21 protein-coding genes and 1 other RNA gene are annotated in these 20,234 nt (G+C 70.1%); 3 read left to right on the top strand and 19 right to left on the bottom strand.

The features are described 5' to 3' along the window. Positions 1–12: 12 nt before the first annotated feature. The 12 genes from ACWEK3_RS02035 to ACWEK3_RS01980 form a co-directional block, all read right to left on the bottom strand. Complete coding sequence (locus tag ACWEK3_RS02035; RefSeq protein ID WP_450540380.1) at positions 13–822, bottom strand: anti-sigma factor family protein; 810 nt, start codon at positions 820–822, stop codon at positions 13–15. Continuing rightward, positions 822–1,343: a sigma-70 family RNA polymerase sigma factor gene (locus ACWEK3_RS02030; RefSeq protein WP_019056398.1), complete on the bottom strand. Its 522-nt coding sequence runs from the start codon at positions 1,341–1,343 to the stop codon at positions 822–824. Before ACWEK3_RS02030 ends, ACWEK3_RS02035 begins: the two co-directional genes overlap by 1 nt. Before the next feature lie 343 nt (positions 1,344–1,686). After that, the gene (locus ACWEK3_RS02025; RefSeq protein ID WP_453248680.1) at positions 1,687–2,280 is read right to left on the bottom strand and encodes a CGNR zinc finger domain-containing protein; all 594 of its coding nucleotides are present in this window, start codon (positions 2,278–2,280) and stop codon (positions 1,687–1,689) included. Positions 2,281–2,484: 204 nt separating this feature from the next. Continuing rightward, entirely contained in the window at positions 2,485–3,522 is a 1,038-nt protein-coding gene (locus ACWEK3_RS02020) for a hypothetical protein (RefSeq protein ID WP_453248679.1), read from the bottom strand. Beyond that, complete coding sequence (locus ACWEK3_RS02015) at positions 3,510–4,169, bottom strand: hypothetical protein (protein WP_453248678.1); 660 nt, start codon at positions 4,167–4,169, stop codon at positions 3,510–3,512. The genes ACWEK3_RS02020 and ACWEK3_RS02015 overlap by 13 nt, the downstream gene beginning before the upstream one ends. A gap of 225 nt (positions 4,170–4,394) precedes the next feature. Continuing rightward, positions 4,395–5,297 (bottom strand): MauE/DoxX family redox-associated membrane protein, encoded by a 903-nt coding sequence (locus tag ACWEK3_RS02010; RefSeq protein ID WP_450540373.1) that lies wholly within the window; start codon positions 5,295–5,297, stop codon positions 4,395–4,397. 34 nt (positions 5,298–5,331) lie between these two features. Further along, positions 5,332–5,949 (bottom strand): cell wall protein, encoded by a 618-nt coding sequence (locus tag ACWEK3_RS02005; RefSeq protein WP_450540371.1) that lies wholly within the window; start codon positions 5,947–5,949, stop codon positions 5,332–5,334. Between the two features lie 13 nt (positions 5,950–5,962). Beyond that, complete coding sequence (locus tag ACWEK3_RS02000) at positions 5,963–6,166, bottom strand: RlpA-like double-psi beta-barrel domain-containing protein (protein ID WP_324838204.1); 204 nt, start codon at positions 6,164–6,166, stop codon at positions 5,963–5,965. Positions 6,167–6,693: 527 nt separating this feature from the next. Beyond that, on the bottom strand, positions 6,694–8,163 hold the full coding sequence (locus ACWEK3_RS01995; protein WP_450540370.1) for an acyltransferase family protein: 1,470 nt from the start codon (positions 8,161–8,163) through the stop codon (positions 6,694–6,696). Continuing rightward, entirely contained in the window at positions 8,160–10,388 is a 2,229-nt protein-coding gene (locus tag ACWEK3_RS01990) for a glycosyltransferase (RefSeq protein ID WP_453248677.1), read from the bottom strand. Before ACWEK3_RS01990 ends, ACWEK3_RS01995 begins: the two co-directional genes overlap by 4 nt. Beyond that, a complete protein-coding gene (locus tag ACWEK3_RS01985) occupies positions 10,388–11,389 on the bottom strand; it encodes a translation initiation factor IF-2 (RefSeq protein WP_450540366.1) in 1,002 nt (333 codons plus the stop codon). Before ACWEK3_RS01985 ends, ACWEK3_RS01990 begins: the two co-directional genes overlap by 1 nt. A gap of 546 nt (positions 11,390–11,935) precedes the next feature. After that, a complete protein-coding gene (locus ACWEK3_RS01980) occupies positions 11,936–12,937 on the bottom strand; it encodes a LysR family transcriptional regulator (protein ID WP_453248676.1) in 1,002 nt (333 codons plus the stop codon). An 83-nt stretch (positions 12,938–13,020) separates the two neighbouring features. Here ACWEK3_RS01980 and ACWEK3_RS01975 point away from each other — a divergent pair, with 83 nt between their 5' ends. Further along, the gene (locus tag ACWEK3_RS01975) at positions 13,021–14,316 is read left to right on the top strand and encodes an MFS transporter (RefSeq protein WP_453248675.1); all 1,296 of its coding nucleotides are present in this window, start codon (positions 13,021–13,023) and stop codon (positions 14,314–14,316) included. Between the two features lie 96 nt (positions 14,317–14,412). On the opposite strand, the gene ACWEK3_RS01970 is transcribed toward ACWEK3_RS01975, so the two are convergent. Genes ACWEK3_RS01970 through ACWEK3_RS01960 form a run of 3 tightly spaced genes read right to left on the bottom strand, consistent with a single transcriptional unit; the run spans position 14,413 to position 15,902 of the window. Further along, the gene (locus tag ACWEK3_RS01970) at positions 14,413–14,883 is read right to left on the bottom strand and encodes a hypothetical protein (RefSeq protein WP_450540362.1); all 471 of its coding nucleotides are present in this window, start codon (positions 14,881–14,883) and stop codon (positions 14,413–14,415) included. 12 nt (positions 14,884–14,895) lie between these two features. Next, positions 14,896–15,087: a DUF397 domain-containing protein gene (locus ACWEK3_RS01965; RefSeq protein ID WP_453248674.1), complete on the bottom strand. Its 192-nt coding sequence runs from the start codon at positions 15,085–15,087 to the stop codon at positions 14,896–14,898. Continuing rightward, a complete protein-coding gene (locus ACWEK3_RS01960) occupies positions 15,084–15,902 on the bottom strand; it encodes a helix-turn-helix domain-containing protein (protein ID WP_453248673.1) in 819 nt (272 codons plus the stop codon). The genes ACWEK3_RS01965 and ACWEK3_RS01960 overlap by 4 nt, the downstream gene beginning before the upstream one ends. A gap of 137 nt (positions 15,903–16,039) precedes the next feature. On the opposite strand from ACWEK3_RS01960, the gene ACWEK3_RS01955 reads away from it, so the two are divergent. Further along, entirely contained in the window at positions 16,040–16,486 is a 447-nt protein-coding gene (locus tag ACWEK3_RS01955) for an ATP-binding protein (protein ID WP_450540356.1), read from the top strand. A 161-nt stretch (positions 16,487–16,647) separates the two neighbouring features. Then, positions 16,648–16,884, top strand: coding sequence for a hypothetical protein (locus ACWEK3_RS01950; RefSeq protein ID WP_453248672.1), 237 nt, complete (start codon positions 16,648–16,650; stop codon positions 16,882–16,884). A 108-nt stretch (positions 16,885–16,992) separates the two neighbouring features. Here ACWEK3_RS01950 and ssrA read toward each other — a convergent pair. The 4 genes from ssrA to ftsX all read right to left on the bottom strand — a co-directional run bounded on the left by ssrA (position 16,993) and on the right by ftsX (position 20,219). Next, positions 16,993–17,392: a transfer-messenger RNA gene (gene ssrA, locus ACWEK3_RS01945) on the bottom strand. 120 nt (positions 17,393–17,512) lie between these two features. After that, positions 17,513–17,992: an SsrA-binding protein SmpB gene (smpB, locus tag ACWEK3_RS01940; RefSeq protein ID WP_361414989.1), complete on the bottom strand. Its 480-nt coding sequence runs from the start codon at positions 17,990–17,992 to the stop codon at positions 17,513–17,515. A 68-nt stretch (positions 17,993–18,060) separates the two neighbouring features. Then, positions 18,061–19,233, bottom strand: a complete 1,173-nt coding sequence (locus ACWEK3_RS01935; RefSeq protein WP_450540352.1) for a S41 family peptidase — start codon at positions 19,231–19,233, stop codon at positions 18,061–18,063. Between the two features lie 68 nt (positions 19,234–19,301). After that, positions 19,302–20,219 carry a permease-like cell division protein FtsX gene (gene ftsX / locus ACWEK3_RS01930; RefSeq protein ID WP_450540350.1) on the bottom strand — a complete coding sequence of 306 codons (918 nt, stop codon included), beginning with the start codon at positions 20,217–20,219 and terminating at the stop codon, positions 19,302–19,304. Positions 20,220–20,234 lie beyond the last annotated feature (15 nt).

The raw sequence follows: 20,234 nt of genomic DNA, 5'->3' as shown, positions 1-20,234 counted from the left end.
CGCTCACGGAAGCTAGGCGGGTACCTCGACGAGTCGTTTCCCGTCGAAGGTCATCACCTCGAAGTGGTCGATCTGGTTCGGCTCCAGGGCCGCCCCGCCGCGGACGTAGAGGGGGTCCTTGGCCTCCTCCGTCTTGGCGTTCGGGACGCCGTAGCCCCACTTCGGGACGGACCAGGAGGTGACCGTCTCACGCTCGCCGTTCTTGCCGACGGCGATGAGCGAGCACTTCTGCGGGCCGGTGACGTTGTTCAGCTCGAGAACGGCGTTCGTGCCCCAGTCCTTCTTCTCGACGGCGACCGTCGCGGTGACGTTCGTCGTCGGGTCCGTCGCCGTGACCTTGTCGGGCATCGACTCGAAGGCGGACTTCGCGGGGCTCGCGGCCACCGTGGTGCTGCCGCCGCCGTCCGAGCCGCTCACCGCGACCGCGGTCAGCGGGCCGCCGATGATCAGCGCTGCCGCCGCCGCGACCATGTAGAAGCCGCGCCGGCGCTTCTGGGCGCGGCGCTCGGCGACCTCGTCGACGAGCTTCTCCACCAGGCGCGGGCTGGGCTTGGCCGAAAGGGACTCGCCGACCGCGGGTGCGCCGGAGCCCGGCAGGTCCGCGAGCGCGGCCAGCATCGGCTCCATCCCGGCGAGTTCGTCGAGTTGCTGGGCGCACCACTCGCAGGTGGCGAGGTGCGCTTCGAAAGCGGTTGCCTCGGCGTCGTCGAGAATCCCGAGGGCGTAGGCGCCGACGGTCTCGTGCTCGTTCGGAGCCGGGGTTCCCTGCATGGCCCCAGACATACCCGCACCACCCGTTCCGAATCCCCCGTACACGCTCATCACGCCGTCACCCCCCGCTCCTCCAGTGCCAGCTTCATCGACCGCAGGGCGTAGAACACCCGAGAGCGGACGGTGCCGCTGGGTATGCCCAGTGTCTCGGCCGCCTCATTGACGGTACGCCCTTTGAAGTACGTCTCGACGAGCACCTCCCGGTGGGCCGGGGTCAGGTCGTCGAGCGCGTCCGACAGCGTCATCAGCCACAGCGCCTTGTCGATCTCGTCCTCCGCGGGGATGACCTCCAGCGGCGACGGATCGACCTCCTGCGGCCGGGCCTGCCGGCTGCGGTGGCCGTCGATGACGATGCGCCGGGCGACCGTCACCAGCCAGGGGCGTACCGAACCGGTGGCTCGATTGAGCTGACCGGCGTTCTTCCAGGCACGGATGAGCGTCTCCTGGACCACGTCCTCGGCACGCTGCCGGTCTCCGGCCACCAACCGCAGGACATACGCGAGGAGAGGTCCGGCGTGCTCGCGATAGAGCGCACGCATCAACTCCTCATCAGGTTCCGAGGACTGGGACATGCGATGTCGGGCCCTCGATCCACGTTCATTGGCCACGGCCGCATCCTTGCGCACGCCCACCTCCGGTGTCCGGGGCTTCCCCCCAGTCGGTCGCTCGCCGACGGGTACGGATCTCGGGCACGCCGTGTTCAAAACCGGCCGACGGATTTCTGGGGGGTGCCGTGACGAGGGAGGACATGGGCGCACATTCCCCCCGCTTGGTCTTTACATTTCCGACACAGGAGCGGGGGTGCGAGCGCTTCCCGCACCTGGCGGGAACCAAACGGAGTGTTACCGAAATCACTTCGGCGCGGAATGCCCACAACCGGCAAATGAGGCCCGGGAGTTGTCGCTCCCTGCCCCTCTACGGCTGTGTGAGGGCGGCACGTCGGCGGTGGCGGGCCACCCGTTCGCGGTTCCCGCAGACCTCGCTGGAGCACCAGCGCCTCCGGCGCCCCCGGGACGTGTCCAGGTACACGATCGGGCAGTTGTCGCCCTCGCACTGGCGCAGGCCCGCCCGTGCCGCGGGATCGGTGAGCAGCTCCACGGCGTCCCGGGCGACGGCCGCGAGCAGGGCCGCGCACGCGGGTGGGCCCGCCAACTCGCGTACGAGGGTGCCGTCCTCGCCTCGTACGGCACGGGGTGCCGGCGGCGCCGTACGGGCGATGTCGTTGACGCGGGCGAGCGCGAGATCGTACGCCCGGGACTCCTGGGCGAGATATCCGCGTACCAACTCCCCTGCATCTCCCCGCAGTTCCCGGAAACCCGTGAGCCAGGAGTCGTCGGCGTGCGCCAGCGGGCAGCCGGGCGGAACCAGCCCCGATCCGGTGATCCACGCGCGCAGCGGCGCGAGGGAGTCCAGCCGTTCCACGGGATGGGTGGTGGAGAGGAGATCCAGGCAGACCCGCCCGGCGTCGAACCTCAGCTCGTACGGGCCCGTGGCCGCAGCCAGTGCCATGCGCCTGTCACCGCCTAGGCTCACCCCGGCCGGCAGGCCTCGCCGGGGCATCGTCGGAGGCCGGAAATCCATTCCCTCCCACAGTGCCCGCCCACCGGCCGGACCGGTAGACCCCGGGCGGCGCGGGACCGCCCTCTACCGCGGGTGGTGGGGCCCGCTGCCGTAGGGGCCCCTTTTTCGGTTTTTCGGTTGTCCGGCTTCGGCTCAGCGGTTCACGGCCTGGATCTCCTGAACCGTGACGTCCTGGGTGTTGCCGAAGGTTCCCTCGGGCAGGTCCCCGCCGGTACCGCCGGTACCCGTCCAGTGGATCTTCCAGGTGATGGTGGCCCGCAACCGGTACGAGCCGTCGCCGGACGACCGCAGGTACTTCACCCCGCAGGGCGGCGTCCGGTCGGCCTTCCCCTTGGCGTACGCCTCACCGACACGGCCACCGTTGATCGCGCAGACCCCCGAGGCGGGGTAGGTCTCGGCGTCCGCCGTACCGGGATCGATCTTCAACGAGACCGGCTCGGCGGTGGTGGTCGCGGAAATCCCCAGCACCGGCACGGAAGCCGTCACGGAAACCGGCCTGAACCGCGCCCCGTCCAGCCACGCCCAGGTCGGCAGATTCACCTTGGTCGCCCCCGCCGGGGCAAGCGTCACGTCGGTACCGGGGACACGGATCTCGTTGTAGGCGAGTTCGGCGAGGATCCGTGGGGTCACGGCATTCTCGATGTTCGCGGGCGGAGCAGTGCCCTGATCGACCCAGAAGATCGGCTCATCGCACTTGTCCCAACCCGGCGGGAAGTCCTTGTTGACGTACGAGTCCCACCAGTAGCCCTTGCCGGACTTGTCTTTGTTGAAGTCCTTGTACGGGTGGCCGTCGACGTACCGGTCACGCTGCTGGGCGTCCCACTCGTGCCCGGTGGACTCCGCCTCCCAGATCGGCTCCAGGTACTTCTGCAGTTGCTCCGGCGTGTACTTGGGGGCATACCAGCAGGCGGGCGGCGTCCAGGACGAAACCGGGGCGACCGGACCCACGGAACTGCCGGTGCCGTTCTTGGAGCGATCGAAAACAATGCCGCCGGCCGTCGCGGAGATCGTGTCACCGTCGGCTCCGCCCGAAGTCTCCTCCCCCGAGGACGGCGTCTGCGCACCGCCGCCAATCTTGTTGTCCGCCAAGGCGGGAGAAGCACCTGCGAAGGTCGAGGCAATCAGGGCCAGCACAAGCAGCCCCCGTAGACTCCCCGTCACGGCTGGCACTTGGCGCTCCCCCTCTGCGAGGCAAGCTTCTCGATGGTCCAGACACCCTTGTCGTTCTTGTGCAGCCGGGTGCTGTACAGGACGTAGCTGTTCTTGGTAACGGGAGTCTTGTCGACCTTCTTCGACTTCAGGTACAGGTCGTACGCCTTGCCCTGATCCTCACAGTAGAGAAGGGACGCACTGTCGGGGCCGCTGACATCGACTACCGGGTTGTAGTAGCGGTAGCTGCCGGTGGCGCGCGCCTCGGCCTTCACATACGCCTCGATGAACTGCTGCGTCTGCGCCGCGGCCTCACCCTCGTAATAGAACCGGTACGCCTCGTCGAGCGGGTTCTGGTTCACGATGGCAAGGTCCACCGACTTGATCGCCTGCTCGCTGTCGGCCAGCACGGCGTCCTTGTCCTGGTTCCCCGTCCTCGGCCAGTCAAAGGTGTACGACAGATCCGACGGCAGCTGAATCTTGGGCCGTTCCACCGCCGCAGAGGCCGACGCGCTCGGCGAAGCCGAAGTCTCTCCCCCTGTATCCGCGCCCGCGATCTTGTCGTTGGCTTTGGCGCCGCCGTCGCTCCCTCCGCAACCGGCGAGGAGCAGTGCGGCCGCCGTGCCGGCGACGACTGTGGTGAGCACACGGGTTGGACGGCGGGTCACAGCAGGCTCCTGGTGGGGCAGGTGGGTTGGGCGAAACAGCCGACACGCTATCGAGATCACCTACACCCACACCAGCGCGAGCCCTCGCTCCCGCACAGCTTCCTCACCAACTGAGCTACAGCCGGCCCGCTACCGAAATCACCCGCGCCCACACCACGAGGCGGACAGCTCACCGTCCCTGCGTGGACATACGCAGGGACGGTGAGCCGTGTGGGGGCCTGGCCGTCAGCCGAGCGTGGGCAGAGCCCTGCGGGGTGGGACCGCGTTCAGTAGGTCCGCCGCCAGTGGTTCGCCGGTGTTCGCGTCGATGAAGCTGACGCGGACCACCGGATCGCCGGGGGTGTCGCGGCCGGCGGTGGCGTCCAGGGCGAAGACCACGGAGACCGGCCGCGCGTTCTCCCGCGTGACGTACACGCCCGAGTACAGGAGGATCCGCCAGCCGTCCTCCTCCCAGTGATCCAGCAGACCAGACCGGACCACCGGGAACGCGGTCTGCCAGGCGAGGGAGTTCTCCAGCAGTTCGACGCTGGCGGCGACCGGCACACGGTCCCCCGGCTCGCTGCCGAAGAGCGGATGCCCGAAGACACGCAGCCTCAGCCGGCGCAGCGGCAACAGCCACCACCGGTCGAGATCGACCGACAGCGCCACCAGGACGGCCACCGCCACGGCCAGGAACACGAGCGAGCCACCGGGCCGTTCGGTGAGCGTGGACCACCAGACCCCGTGTGCCACCACCGCCGTCGCGCCACCCACGAGCACCAGTGCGGCGCGCGCGAACGCGCGCCAGGTGATCGGGGTGTTCTCGTTGGCGGAGCAGCCGCAGGACGACTCCGGTGCCAGCGCCCGGCCGTAGCCGAGATAGCCGAGGAACCCGGCCCCGAGGACGGCGGTGGCCGCGCCCGGCACCGGGTTCGCCGGTACGGCCAGCAGCCCCGCGGCGAGCAGGAGTTCCACGGCGCCGGTGCCGCGCAGCACCAGCGCCGCCCGCTCGCTGCTGCGCAGCATCCGGGCCAGCGCCGTCTTGGGTGCCCGGCGCGCGGTGTCCCGGTCGAAGAGCTTGACCGCGCCGGTCCACCCCAGCAGACCCGCGAGGACCAGCGGTACGAGGCCCTTTGTCAGTGAGAGCATCCTTCCCTCCCCTTCTCCTCCTCGGATCCGGCCGTCAGTGCCCGACGGAGATACGGACGACGTCCACCGAGTTGTCGGACGGCCGCCAGGCCCCGAGCACCTGGGCGCTCTGTCCGATGCGCAGCCGGGACAGGTCCGAGGTGAGCGCGCGCCCCGCGTAGGAGGCGTTCGTCGTGTCCTGACGGACGTGGCCGACGATCTCGTGCTGCCCGTGGGAGAAGTGCACCCGGTTCTTCGCGATGCCGCGGATCGTGGTGTCGATGTTCACGATGTTCACCCACACCGCGTCGGCGGCGACGGTGCCGTCCGGCATCGGGACGCCCCGCGCGTACAGCCCGTCCCCGATCTCGATCTCGGCCGCGGTGGTGGGCCGGACCTTCCAGACGCTGGTGACGTTGGTCATCTGGACCCGGGCGTGGTCGCCGTAGGACCCCGCGACCTCCAGGACACTGCCGGTGATACCGGTGATCCGGCCCTCCACGAAGGCCGACTTGGGGATCGCCGGGTCGAGCGACGGCTCGGCGGCGAAGGCAGCGTCGGCGTCGAAGCCGCCGAGGGCCGACGCGCCGACGATGGTGACGCCGCTGAGCGCGGCCGTGGTGAGGAAGCGCCGCCGGCCCAAGCCGCCGTCGTCCTTCTGACGGTACGTCATGACGAACTCCCCCTCACTCGTAGATGTAGACCGGCAGCTTGCCGGAGCTGAGGTTGCCGATCGCCGAGAAGGCGGCCGGGGTCAGGTCCAGGACGCGGTTGGTGCGGCAGGCGCCGTTGCAGCAGGTGGCCTCGCCGCACCAGTCCTTGGTGCGCGGTCCGCAGTCGGTGATCGTGATGCAGACGGTGGCGCCGGAGCACTGGTGTCTGATGTTCATCACCGCACCGCAGCCGCGTCTGGGGATGTTCTCGCCGCACAGGTCGGGCCGGGTGATGTTCCAGCATGCCTGTGACGCGTTGGGCCAGGCGCCGTGATTCGCGCTGGACCGGCAGTTGCCGCAGGCGCCGCCACCTGCGCTGCCGCACGGACCCCAGGAGGATCCGCAACAGAACCAGCTCGTTTCACCGGCCCATAGGCTGGTCGATCCGCAAGCCATCGTGCCGTCTCCCTTTGTCGCTGAATGACGCGCGTGAATGGGCGTGCACGCACACGTCGGAATGAGCACAGGATGACGCGTGCATGACAATTTCAGTGCGAGGGTTGTGCGCACAAAGCACCCCCATGATGCGCCCGTCTACGCGCGTTGGCCAGAGCCCGGCAGCACTCCAACTCAGCGCTCTGCAGGAGTACTTCGGTGCCCCGCGCCCAACGGACGCGGGGCACCCGGCCCTACGGGCCCCAAGCTCAGTAGGCCCCAGCCCAACAGGCCCCAGCTCAGTGGGCCCCGGGCTCAATGGCCCCGGCTCAGTGAGCCCTTGCCGCCCGCTTCTTCTTCGCCCCGTTCGGCCACAGCCGGGGCTTGCGCTTCGCCGCCAGGTCCTCGATCCAGCCGACGGACAGTATGGCCAGGCCTATCAGCGGCCAGACGAGCACGAACTGCCAGAAGAGTTCCGTCGAGTCCAGCCACGACGACGCCGTGTCGCTCTGCATGAAGGGCAGGTCGTAGGCCAGGTCGAGGATCGGCACCGTCGCCATGATGAGCAGGTTGTGCCAGAGGTAGATCGTCACCGCTCGGTTGTTGGAGAGGGTGATGAGCTTGTCCCACTTGGCCAGCCGGCCCGGCAGCGTCTGCCACGACGGCGAGTACTGCAACAGGATCACCACGATGCCGAACGACCAGGTCGCCTGCGCGAGCGGGATGTCGTTCAGGTCCCAGCCCTCGGAGCCGAGGTGGCCTGACGCCCACCACAGGCCGAACGCCATGAACGCGGCCGCGCCGGACACCGCCGCATAGCGCGGGATCTGCTTCAGCATGCCGTTGTTGTGGGCGAAGCCGAGCACCCAGCAGCTGCCGTACACGGCGAAGTCCTGGACCGCGTTGCCGGTCTCGCCGGGGATGGTGACCAGCCCGGTGCCGACCACGGCGGTGAGCGCCAGCGGGAACAGCAGGGTCGCCCACGGCACCCGGCGGAACGCCCACAGCAGCAGCGGGGAGGCGAGCACGAACCACAGGTAGGCCCGCAGGTACCACAGCGGACCCGCCGCCTGGTCCGCCCAACTGCTCTCCAGCAGCCCGGACTCGGAGCCGATGCTCAAGGGGTACGGCGGGGCGCCGATCGGCACCAGGTAGTTGAACACGCTGACCGGGCCCCAGAGATGGCCCCCGAGGTCCGGGTCCTTCGCCGGACTCCAGCCCTGCACGAACAGGATCCCGAGTATCAGCGCGCCGAACACCCACAGCGGGGGAAGCAGCCTGCGCACCCTGCTCTTGATCACGGACAGGGCGGGACGGTTGAGCGAGCGCGCCATGAGCGAGCCCGCCAGCGCGAACATCACGCCCATGGACGGGAAGAGGACCGACAGCCAGGCCCAGCCGAAGAGGTGGTACGCCACCACACGTACCAGGGCGATGGAGCGCAGCAGGTCCAGATAGCGGTCACGGCCGGGAGCGGCCGGCTTCTTCTCGGCGCCGGCGGCGTAGGCCCCGCCGGTGGTGTCCGCCGGGGCCGACCCGTTCACCGTGTCCGTCGTCTTCTGCGCGGGGAGCCGCACCTCGCCCGCACCGTCGTGCGGCCATCCAGCCGTGGTCCCGGCCGCGTACCCGCCCGCGGTACCGGCCGTCGTCCCCGTCGCGTCCCCGTACGGCCAGTTCCCCGGGGCCGGCCCCGAGCCGGCGGGTGCCGAGGAACCGTAAACGGGGCCCGGCCCCGGGGGCGTCCCCGGTACGCCCCGCGGCGGTGTGCCGTCCGCCGTCCCGTACTCGTGTGCCGTCATCCGACGGGCCTCCGTTCACTGCCGCTGCCCGTCGCCCGCTGTTGCGAGATCGAACCCGGCGCCTCCACCACCCCGGTGCGCCGCAGTTTCTGCCAGCGCAGCCGACCGCCGGTGAGCGCCGTCATCCAGGACCGGAGCAGGACGACGTACATCAGTTGCCGATAGAGGATCTGCTGGAGCGGCAGCGAGATGAGGTGGCTCATCCGCTCGCGGTCCAGCCGGAAGGCGTACGCGGCGCAGAACGCCTGCACCGCCAGGACGCCGAGCCAGGCGCCGACGGTCTTCTCCGTGGGGCCGAACACCAGCCCGTACAGCAGGAAGACGTCGATCAGCGGGGCCAGCAGCGGGGCCACCACCATGAACAGGGAGACGAACGGCAGTCCGACGCGGCCGAAGCGGCCCGAGGGGCCCCGCTCCACAACGGCCCGGCGGTGCTTCCAGATCGCCTGCATGGTGCCGTACGACCAGCGGTAGCGCTGGGACCACAGCTGCTGCACGGACTCCGGGGCCTCGGTCCAGGCGCGGGCATTCTCCGCGTACACCACCCGCCAGCCGTCGCGGTGCAGCGCCATGGTGACGTCGGTGTCCTCGGCGAGCGTGTCCTCGCTCATACCGCCGACCCGCTCCAGCGCGCTGCGCCGGAAGGCGCCGACCGCTCCGGGGATGGTCGGCATGCAGCCGAGGATGTCGTACATCCGGCGGTCGAGGTTGAAGCCCATCACGTACTCGATGTGCTGCCAGGCCCCGATGAGCGAGTCCTTGTTGCCGACCTTGGCGTTGCCGGCGACCGCGCCGACCTTCGGGTCGGCGAAGGGCTGCACCAGCTCGCGGATGGTGGACGGCTCGAACACGGTGTCGCCGTCCATCATCACGATGATGTCGTACCGGGCGTTGGCCAGGCCCCGGTTGAGCGCGGCCGGCTTGCCCGCGTTGAGCTGCCGGATGACCCGCACACCAGGCAGGTTCAGGTTCTCGACGATGCGCGCGGTGCCGTCGCTGGAGCCGTCGTCGATGACGAGCACCTCGATCGGATGGTCGCTCGCGACGAGCGAACGCACCGTGTTCTCGATGCATTTGGCCTCGTTGTACGCCGGGACGAGGACCGACACCGGCCGGGTGATCGGTGCGTCGGGGCCCCAGCGGAAGGTCTTCTTGCGCACCCGGCGGGCGTGCGCCCCGGAGAGCAGCAGCATCAGGCCGAAGCGGACGAGGACGAGGGAGCCGATGACGGCGAGACCGACGACCAGCGCGCCGGTGAGCTCGTCCGACGCCTGGACCAGGAAGATCCAGGCCCGGCCCTTCCACAGCTCGACGCCGGCGACCGGGGTGTGCGCGCTGGGTGCGCCGAGGGCCTCGGTGAGGTTCTGGAACTTGTAGCCCTTGGCCTGGAGTTCGGGCAGGAACTTGTCGAGCGCCTCGACGGTCTGGTGCCGGTCGCCACCGGAGTCGTGCATCAGGACGATGGCGCCGTCACCGTGCTCCGGGGTGGCCCTGCGGATGATCTCGTCGACACCCGGCTTCTGCCAGTCCTCACTGTCGGTGTTGTTGAGGACCGTGAGGTAGCCGCGGGAGCCGACGTACTCGGTGACCGGCCAGGACGCGTTGTCCATCGCGTCGGCGAAGGAAGAGTACGGCGGCCGGAACAGCGACGTGCGGATGCCGGCGGCGCCCTCCAGGGCCATCTGGTTCTGGGACAGCTGCCAGTCGATGCCGCCGGGGGACTTGTAGGACAGGTCGGGGTGGTTGAAGGTGTGCAGCCCGATCTCGTGTCCCTCGCGCACGATGCGCTTGACCAGGTCCGGGTACTGCGAGGCCATGGTGCCGGTGATGAAGAACACCCCGTGCGCGTTGTGCTTCTTGAGCACGTCGAGCACCTTGGGGGTCCACTCGGGGTCGGGACCGTCGTCGAAGGTGAGGACGAGCCGGTGCTTGGGCACGCTCAGGCTGGCGGTCTTGCCGCTGCGGGTGTCGATGACCGGGCCGCCTTCGAGGATCTCCTCGGGCACCTTGTCGTAGGCGGTCTCGGGCCTGATGCGGTAGTCGGCGAGGATCTCGCTGTGCACATAGCCGCGCAGCATCAGCATCGCGGTCATGGCGACCAGCAGCATGACGGGGAGCACCCAGCGCATGGGCAGCCGGCGGCGTCGCAGATTGACGGGTGCCGGGGCACGCTGGGGTCGCCCGTCGCCGCTGGAAGAGCGGCGACGGCTGGAACGGGAGGCCATCAGAGGACGTTCTCCGGAGAGTGGTTGGGTGTGACGCCGGGCCGGTCGGCGGCCGGGCCGGTGGCGACGGGGTTCGTCTTGGGGGCTCCCCCGGCGTTGTTGTTGGTGGTGACGCCGCTGCCGCCGGAGTTGCCGGGCGGGGACGGGTCCGGGCCCTGGCCGGGGTCGCTCGTGCCCGGCTCGGGCGACGACGGGCCCGGGTCCGGGGTCGAGCCGTTGCCTCCGGTGGCGGGCGGCACGCTGCGGTCCGGGGTGGCCTTCTTCGTGCTGGACACCGAGGGCGCGGGGTTGCTCGGCGCGGCGGGTGTCCCACCGGACACGGCCGGGACTCCCGTCACGGCGGTGGATCCCGCGGGCGGGTTCACATCGGTGCTCGGGACGGTGGGGGCGGAGGGGTCGGCGGCGGCCTCGGGCGAACCGCTGGTTTCCGGGGACGGGCTCGTGGCATCCGACGGCCGCGGGGACTCCTTGACCTTGCTCGCCGGCTGATCGTCGGCGCCCGGGACCGGGACCGGTACCCAGGGGGCGGCGGCGTTGCCGGACAGCAGGGTGACGACGATGACGACCGCGTAGACCGCACAGGCGAGGCCGATGGCCATGCCGAGTCGGCGGAAGCGGCGGCTGCGGCGGCCGGACTCGTCGACGAAGACGGGCCGGTCGGCCTCCTTGCCGGCGGGGCCGGCCGACCCGAGGGTGCCACCCGGCCGCAGGCTCACGGCGTCGAGCTGCACGGTGACCTCGTGCGGGTCGTGGGTCTCCCAGGGGTCCTCGACCTGCACCCGCAGGGGGCCGGTGCCGACGGGACCGTTGCCCGCGCCCGTCGGCGCCCCGGGTGCCGCGACGCTCGACGCTCCGGGCAGCACCTGGGTCTCCGCCGCGGCCACGGGTCCAGGCAGCACCTGCGTCTCAGCGGCAGCAGCCGATCCGGGCAACAACCGCGTCTCGGCCGCCGATCCGGGGAGCATCCGCGTCTCCGCAGCGGCCTCCGGGTCGGCCGTCATCCAGGTGTCCGCCCTCGGCCCCGACCCGGGCAGCACCTGGGTCTCCGCCGCGGGCGCCGTTTCGGCGGGGCGGCCCTTGTCGAACCAGGAGCCCTCCGCCGAACCCGGACCCCGGCCCTCGCCGGCTCCCTGCGGGCGTCTCCGCGCACCGTCCTGACCGGCCGTCGGCCAGGCGGCCGTCCGTCCGGCGGCACCCGGCCACGCGCCCCGGACACCGGATTCCGATGCCGCTTCGGAGTGGTGGCCTGATTCCGGTTCCGTGTCGAGAGCGTCACCGGTTATGGGTGACTCGCCCGGGTCCACGGCCCCGGCCGTCTCGCGGCCCGCTCCGGACAGCGATCCGGATCCGCTCGGTTGGGCGTGATCTGGCCATTTGTCGACGCGCACGTGCTTCCCCCCAGGGGCATGACTTCCAGGTGGGCTTACGAATCCGGGCCTACATACTGCCGTCGGGCCAGGGCCCCCACCCGGCCCGAGCGCCCCCCTTATCACAGTGCACCCGGGTCCCCGAATGTATCGCATGTGGCCATGCCATGGAGATCGGTCTCAGATGTGTGCACCCATCATGAGCGCGTCCCTGGCCGGAATCCACCCCTCCATCGGTCTGTGCAACCACCCTTCCTTGTCCGCCAGTTCGGCGGCAGAACGCCTGAGCGCTTCCAATCCCGGATGAACCAGACCTTTTCGCCACACCAGCGACACCGGCGACAGCGGAACAGGTTCGACGAGAGGCCGCAGAACCGTCTGGGGCATCGCCGGAAAGTCGACCACGGCGAGGATCGGGTTCCGGTGCTTGGCCATGATCCGCCGGAACTCGGCCACGCCGATCGCGAGCGGAGCGGGCGGTGCGATGCCGATGCCGCGCCCCTCGAACAGGTCACGCGCGAGGTCGGTCCACTCCGGCGTGCGGGGATTGCCCGCGCCCGCGTACACGGTCTCCCCCGCCAGCGCGTCGAGCGGCACCTGCTCCAGATGCGCGAGCCGGTGCCCCTCGGGCAGGATGACGGCCATCCGCTCGTACCGCACGGGCTGGTGCAGCAGCCCCTGCCGGACCACGGGATCGAGCCCGGCGAACCGGCCGAACGACGCGTCGAGCCGGCCGGCCAGGATCTCGGCGGCGGCACCGGTCAGACCGCTCTCGAAGCGGGTCATCAGTTCCAGGTGCGGGACACGGGAACGCGCCCGGTCCAGCACCCGCTCCCCGAACAGGCCCGGGCTGTTGACGTCGACGAGCAGCGGCCGCTCCGGCTCGCCCTTACCGAAGGCGTCGAGCAGCGCGCGATGTGCCTGAAGCACCCGGCGGGCGTACGGCAGCAGCCGGGTGCCCTCGGCGGTCAGCGTGACCTGCCGGGTGGTCCGTACGAACAACACGGCGCCCAACTCCCGTTCCAGCCGCCGGATGTCGCGGCTGAGGGCTTGCTGGGCGACGTACAGCCGCGCGGCGGCGCGCGTGAAGTGCAGTTCCTCGGCGACGGCGACGAAGGCGCACAGCAGGCGGGGGGCGATCCCCTCGGCGGGGAGGTACGGCGGTCCGGGTTCGGCAGGCACCGGCCGAAATTACAACGCAGATGAGTCAATCGCACCCGATCAGGTGTTGGACCGCAGGTCAGCGCAGGGGCGACGGTGACGTCATGCCGAAAGCCCCTGCCTCGTCCGCCACCTCGGCCTCCGCCCCGACCGCCGCCCCGACTGCCCCGGACGGCCGCGTCTCCCTGCTCGCCCCCTACCGCCGCCTTTTCACCCTCCCCGGCACCCGCGCCTTCACCGCCGGAAACCTGATAGCCCGGCTGCCGTCGGGCATGTTCGGCGTGAGCGCGGTCGTCATGATCGCCGGTACGCGCGGCTCGTACGCGCTGGCCGGCGCCGTCACCGCCACCGGCCTCGCGGCAACCGCGGTGACCGCACCTTGGATCGCCCGGCTGGTGGACCGGTACGGACAGGCCCGGATCGCCGTACCCGCCACCGTCTGCGCGGTACTGGGCAGCCTGGCCCTCCTGCTCTGCGTGCGCTACGACGCCCCCGACTGGACCCTGTTCGCCGCGTACGCCGCCACCGCGACCACCCCCAACACCGGCGGAATGTCCCGCGCCCGCTGGGCGCACCTGCTGAAGTCCGACCCCGAGACCCTGCACACCGCCAACTCCTTCGAACAGGCCGCGGACGAGCTGTGCTTCATGCTCGGCCCGGTCCTCGCGGCCTTCCTCACCGGGACGTTCTTCCCGGAGGCCGGCACGCTGGTCGGCGCCGTACTGCTGCTGACCGGCATCCTCGTGTTCGCCGCCCAGCGCTCGACCGAGCCGCCGCCGAGTCCCCGTACTCCCGCGCGGGCGCCCCTGCGCGCCCCCGGAATGCCGGCCCAGCTCGCCGTCTGCCTCGCCATGGGCGCGGTGTTCGGCGCGATGGAGGTCGTCACCGTGGCGTTCGCGGACGAGCAGGGCCATCGGTCGGTGGCGGGCGTGGCACTCGGCCTCCAGGCGGCCGGTTCGTGCGTGGCCGGGCTGGTGTACGGGGCCCTGCGACCGGCGGGCCCGGCCGGACGGCGACTGCCGTGGTGCGTGGCGGCGATGACGGCCCTCATGGCCCTGCCGCTGCTGGCCGCCGCGCTGACCGGTTCCCTGCTCGCGCTGTCCGGCGCACTGCTCGTCGCCGGTACGGCTACGGCGCCCACCATGGTGACCAACATGACCCTGGTCCAGCAACGCTCCCCCGAGGGCCGCCTCAACGAGGGCATGACCCTCGCGGTCACCGGCCTGCTCGGCGGCATCGCCTGCGGCAGCGCGACCGGCGGCTGGATGGTCGAACACGTCTCGGCGACGGCGGGTTACGGGGTGCCGGTGTTGGCGGCGGCCGTGGCGCTGCTGATCTCGCTCACCCAGCTCGGCGCCGCGTCCGACGGGCCGGGCACCGGCCGCGATTCCCGCCATTGACGCGCTTCATGCTTCCAGCGCACGTTCACCCGAGGCATCGCCGTGGGCGCCGTCAAGTAGCCCGGACTCCGGGCCCGGGGCGGCGCCCCCGCAGGGTCAGGCGGGTACGGCGGCGCCCCGTGCGGCTCGGCGCTCGCGCAGCATGGTGCGGACAGTGCGCACCCGCCAGGCGGTGAAGGCCAGGATGACGACACCCGTGAGGGCGGGCCACTTCCACCCCCCGCCGCCGTCCTGGACGGCGGTGTGTGCGGCGGGGCTGTCGACACGCGCGGGGAGGGAGGCGCCGGGCCGCTGCTTGAAGATCCCGTCGACTGCGACGCTGCTGATTCCGACGCTGTGATCGTCCGACTCGAAAGAGCCCTCGCAGGCCCAGCCGTCCGACCACAGATCCTTCCAGCCACCGCTGGCAGGCACACACTCGGTGACGCGAACGGTCCCCGCGACACCGCTGAGTTCGGCGTACCCGTGGCCGGCGCCCATGACGGTCAGGAACAGGCCCACGAACAGCCCGACGACGGCGAGGGAGATCTCCCGGGGCAACGGCGGGAGGAGACGGAGCAGGAACATGTGTGGATCATGTCATGACCATGCACGGGTGGTGTACGCGAGGAACTCTGACCAGGCGTCGGCGTCCACCGCGAAGCGGTGGCTGTTGACGCCGAGTTTGGAGTCACGGATGTGGATGGTGTGGGGGGAGGTGGCGACTTCGACGCAGGCGCCGCCCTGCGAGTCGCTGTAGCTGGACTTGAACCATGCCAACGGTTCGTTCATAGCTCCTTCGCCACCTTCCGGATGAACGCGGCCGACTCCTCAACTCCGAGAGCCTGCATACGGATCATCCCATGCACCTGCGTCAGGTCGCTGACCCTATTTGCGTCAGCGTGGAGCACGCTGGTCTCCGGACCCTCAACGTACGCGAAGCGTTCGTGTTCGTCAGTCTCGAGCAAGATGAACGAGCCGTTGAGCGCGAGGCCGCTGCACTTCCCGAAGGGCAGGACCTGGATGGACACGTTGCGCCACCCGCCGATCTCCGGCAGTTGGAGCAGTTGCTGACGCATCACCTCCCGTCCGCCCACCTCCGTGCGGAGCGCGGCCTCATAGATCACGAAGCCGTAGACAACCTTGGCGCGACGCGTCAGCGCCCCTTGCCTTTCCAGCCGCGCTCTGACCCGCTCCTCCACTGTCTCGTCGTCCAGCGGTGGACAGCTCTCACCGATCAGTGCTCGCGCGTACTGCTCGATCTGCAGTAGGCCGGGAATCAGCCCGAGCGAGTAGTCGTGCACGGCGATGGCCTCGGCCTCGATCGCCATGTACTCCTGCGACCGCGCGGGGAACGGCTCGGGTTTCAGGAACTCGTGCGCGGCAACCAACTTGCCGCGCGCCCGGCAGAGTTGATCCGCGACCTGCAACAACCTCAGCGTTGGCCGACGCCGCCCGCACTCCATCGACTTGACGTACTCGTAGTCGTAGCCGGCCTCTTCGGCCAGGGCCTGCCGGGTGACCTGGGCCTCCTCCCGCCACAACTTGATTTGCCCACCGCAGTAACGCCAGTTCTGCTGCGCCTGCTGGGAGTCCCCCGTAGCCACGCGCCCTCACCCGCCTCCCGCCGCCGCACCGTGTACAGCCACGCTGCGTACCCGACCCGCTACTTCCGAGGCTAGGCACAGGCCAGCAGCATTTTCCCGCCGAACGACGGAGAATCACACGCAAGGAACCAGCCCGTATGCCGACGCCGCACCGCTCACCCACCGCGCTCCCCCAGGACATCGAGTTCCGCTTCGCCCGCGACGCGCGGAGCGTGCGCCGGGCCCGGGTGCTCCTGCGCGAACAGGCAACGTCGTGGAAGCTGCCCGACGAGGTGACGGAGACGGCGGTGCTCCTGCTCAGCGAGCTGATGACGAACGCCTACCGTCACACGAAGGCGCCCGGCCGGGAGATCCGGGCGCGCTGCGTACTGAGCGAGGAGGGCCGCCTGCGCATCTCGGTCACGGACGCGAACGACACGCTGCCGGCACCCCGGGAGGCATCACCGGAGGACGAGTCGGGCCGGGGCCTGACGCTGGTGGAGACACTGGCGAACGACTGGGGCGCCGAGCCCCGCCCCGGCGGCATCGGCAAAGCGGTGTGGTTCGAGCTTGAGCTGGGCCCTCGAGCGAGGGCAGAGATGTGATGTCAGCGCTGCCAGTACCGTGGGCACCGGAAGCCCACCTGAAGGAGCCCGGCGTGACCACGCAACCCGAACAGGGGCACGAGCCCGTCCCACGCCCCGAATGAACCCCTGAAGCCGTCCGCGTTGCCCTGGCCCGCGTCGCTCCGCACCGGCTGGGCGAGATGGAACAGCACAAGGAACAGGCGCTGGCCACGGCCATCCCGGACGGCAAGATCGGTCACTTGCAGCACTGGCTCACGCACTGGCAGGTCCAGGTCGAGATCGAGCGCCGGCCCGAACTCCACGCCCGCCACCATGCCGCTCTCGCGGCGATCAACGAGAGCAGCGACTCAGAGGCCGAGTCGCCGCACTCGGCGGAACCCTGCACGCCGACCCGGACGCCCGAGAGTTCTCCGTGACAGCCGTCCTGCCTCTGGAGTGACGCTGCGCGCAAGGCAAAGGCCCCGCCGCTCGAAAGCGACGGGGCCTTTGCCCACATGGGTGAAGGAGGCTCGGGAGCCTCCCGATCGTGGAGATGGCGGGAATCGAACCCGCGTCCAACGGTGCGGAACCAGGGCTTCTCCGTGTGCAGTCCGCTTCGCTTTTCTCAGCCCCGGAGATCACGCGGACAAGTCTCCGACGGGCTCAGTCACTGTTTGGTTTCCCTCTTCACCCCGTGACCGGGATCAAGGTTTAGTCCCCTAGCTGATGCCAGGATCCGGGTCGGGAACAGCCCCGGGCTGACACTCCCTTAGTAGGAGGCTCGCTCTGCTACCTGAGATCAGGCAGCGAGGGCGAAGGCCTGCTGGGAGGAATCGCGCTTGGTGTTGGCGATTATTTTTTTCGGCCTGTGGTTTACGAGATCATGGCCGCTTCCTCGACACGCTTCCCCTGCCTCGACAACCGCTGTCGAAACCGATCATCCCCATGTTGATTTTTCAAAGCCCCTCCGCAGAGGGGATCCGCACCGGCTTCGCGGTGCTGATGTCATCGTACGTGACCAACGCAGGTCCGTGCCAGCGTATTCCCCGCGTCCCGGACCTGCCGCTACGCCCGCTGCCTGCGCCGCGCCGCCGCCACCGCGCGGTCCGTCTCACGGCGGTCCTGCTTCTCGCGGAGCGTCTGCCGCTTGTCGTACTCCTTCTTGCCCTTCGCCAGCGCGATCTCGACCTTGGCCCGGCCGTCCTTGAAGTACAGCGCCAGGGGGATGATCGTGTGACCCGTCTCCTGGGACTTCGACTCCAGCTTGTCGATCTCCTCCCGGTGCAGCAGCAGCTTCCGCTTGCGGCGGGCGCTGTGGTTGGTCCAGGTGCCCTGGCTGTACTCGGGCACGTGCACGTTGTGCAGCCACGCCTCGTGCCCGTCGAGCTGCACGAACCCGTCGACCAGCGACGCCCGCCCCTGACGCAGCGACTTCACCTCGGTCCCCATCAGCACCAGACCGGCCTCGTAGGTGTCGATGATGAGGTAGTCGTGCCGCGCCTTCTTGTTCTGCGCGATCAGCTTGCGCCCTTTTTCCTTAGCCATAGTGCCCCCCATTTTCGCACTACGGAGGGGGTGTGCGGGAAGCGTATTAAAGGGTGTGCCCGCCCGGACTAGGACGCCTCGCCCAGGCCCGTCAGAACCGTCCGCGCGCGTCGCAGCGCGTCCTGCCCGGCGTCCAGGTCCGGGGTGATGCCGTGGCCGTCCACGGCGTGCCCGCCGGGGGTGCGGTAGTGCCCGACCGTGAGCTCGGCGACCGAGCCGTCGGGCAGCCGGCTCGGCATCTGCACCGAGCCCTTGCCGAAGGTCCGCGAGCCCACGACGACCGCGCGGCCTCGGTCCTGGAGGGCGCCGGTGAGCAGTTCGGCCGCGCTCATCGTGCCGCCGTCGACGAGTACGACCAGGGGCCGGGTGGTGTCCCCGCCGGAGCCGGCGTGCAGGGCGCGCTGGTCGCCGTCGACGTCGTAGGTGGCGACCAGGCCGCCGTCGAGGAAGGCGGAGGCGGTGGTGACGGCCTCGGTGACCAGGCCGCCGGAGTTGCCGCGCAGGTCGAGGACGATCCCGCCGGTGGCCGGGGAGCGGCGTGCGGCGGTGCGAACCTTGTCGCCGACGCCCTTCGTGAAAGCGGCGATCTTGATGACGGTCACGCCGCCCGTCGACCGCCGTACCGTGACCGGGTCCGTCGACAGGCGGGCCCGGCGCAGCGTCTGGGTCCACGCGCGCTTGCCGCGTTGCAGGCCGAGGATGACGGTGGTGCCGGCGGGCGCGTCGTCGGCGTCTCCGCGCAGCAGCGCGACCACGTCGGTCACCGGCAGCCCGTCGGTCCGCTCGCCGTCGACGCTGCGCAACCGGTCGCCCCGGCGGATACCGGCGGCCGCCGCGGGCGAGCCCGCCCGGACCTTCGCCACCTCGACCCGGCCGTCCCGCCGGCGCCGCGCCGACAGTCCGACGCCGGTGTACTGGCCGTCCAGGGCCTCCTGGAACTCCTCGTACTCGCCCCGGGAGTAGACGGCGCCCCAGCGGTCGCCGCTGCGGCTGACGGCACGTGCGGCGGCCTGCACGGGGGACTCGCCGACGGCCATGGCCTCGGCCGCCGCCCGGGTCACTTCCTCGGGCCGCCCCACGGGCACGGCCGAACCGGCCTCGCCCGCCTGGGACTTGCGGCCGTCGTGGCCGGGCAGCGAGCCCGTCGCCGCGCCCGCCACCAGCACGCTCGCGAAGACCAATGTCAGGGCGGCCCCGGCGCGGCCGCGGCGGGGCTGGCGGAACAGGTCACGGCCCGACATGGCGGTGAGTCTAGGACAACGCCCCGAGGCCGTACGGTCGCTCGACCGTACGACCTCTTTGGCGTGCGTCACACCTTCAGGTACTTGCGCAGCGCGAAGAACGCGGCCAACGCCGGCATCAGGACACTCGTCGCGAGGATGAGCGGCAGCTTCGTCAGCACCGCGTCCCAGCCGATGAAGTTGATCAGATTCAGCTTCTCCGACAGGGCGAGACCGTGGTCGATGATGAAGTACCGCGCGGTCACCAGGAATCCGCAAGCGACCCCGCCGCCGATCAGCCCGGCGACCGCCGCCTCCATGATGAACGGCGCCTGGATGTAGAAGCCGGAGGCGCCCACCAGGCGCATGATCCCGGTCTCACGCCTGCGACTGAACGCCGAGACGCGCACGGTGTTGACGATCAGCATCAGCGCGACGACCAGCATCAGCGACATCACCGCGCGGGCAGCCCAGTTCATGCCGTTCAGCAGCCCGAAGAGGTTGTCCAGGATGCCCTTCTGGTCCTGCACGGACTGCACCCCGTCACGCCCGTTGAAGGCGCTCGCGATGACCTTGTACTGCTCCGGGTTCTTCAGCTTGATCCGGTACGACTCCTGCATCTGGTCCGGCGTGATGGTGCTGGCCAGCGGGGTGTCGCCGAACTGCTGCTTGTAGTGCTTGTACGCCTCGTCCTGCGACTCGTAGGTGACCTTCTGCACCACCGACATCTTGTTCAGGTCGGAGAGGATCGTCTTCTTCTGGTCCTCGGTGACCGCGCCCTTGGCGCAGTTGGGGTCACCCTGGGCGTTGCTCTTGTTGCAGAGGTAGATCGAGACGTTGATCTTGTCGTACCAGTAGCCCTTCATGTTGTTGACCTGGTCGCTCATCAGGAGCGACCCGCCGAACAGGGCGAGCGACAGGGCGACGGAGACGACGACGGCGAAGGTCATCGTCAGATTGCGACGAAGACCGACACCGATCTCCGACAGGACGAACTGGGCGCGCATGACGTCTGGTCAAGC

The organism is Streptomyces sp. NPDC004721, assembly GCF_053601495.1.
This window is presented reverse-complemented; position numbering and strand designations above follow the sequence as displayed.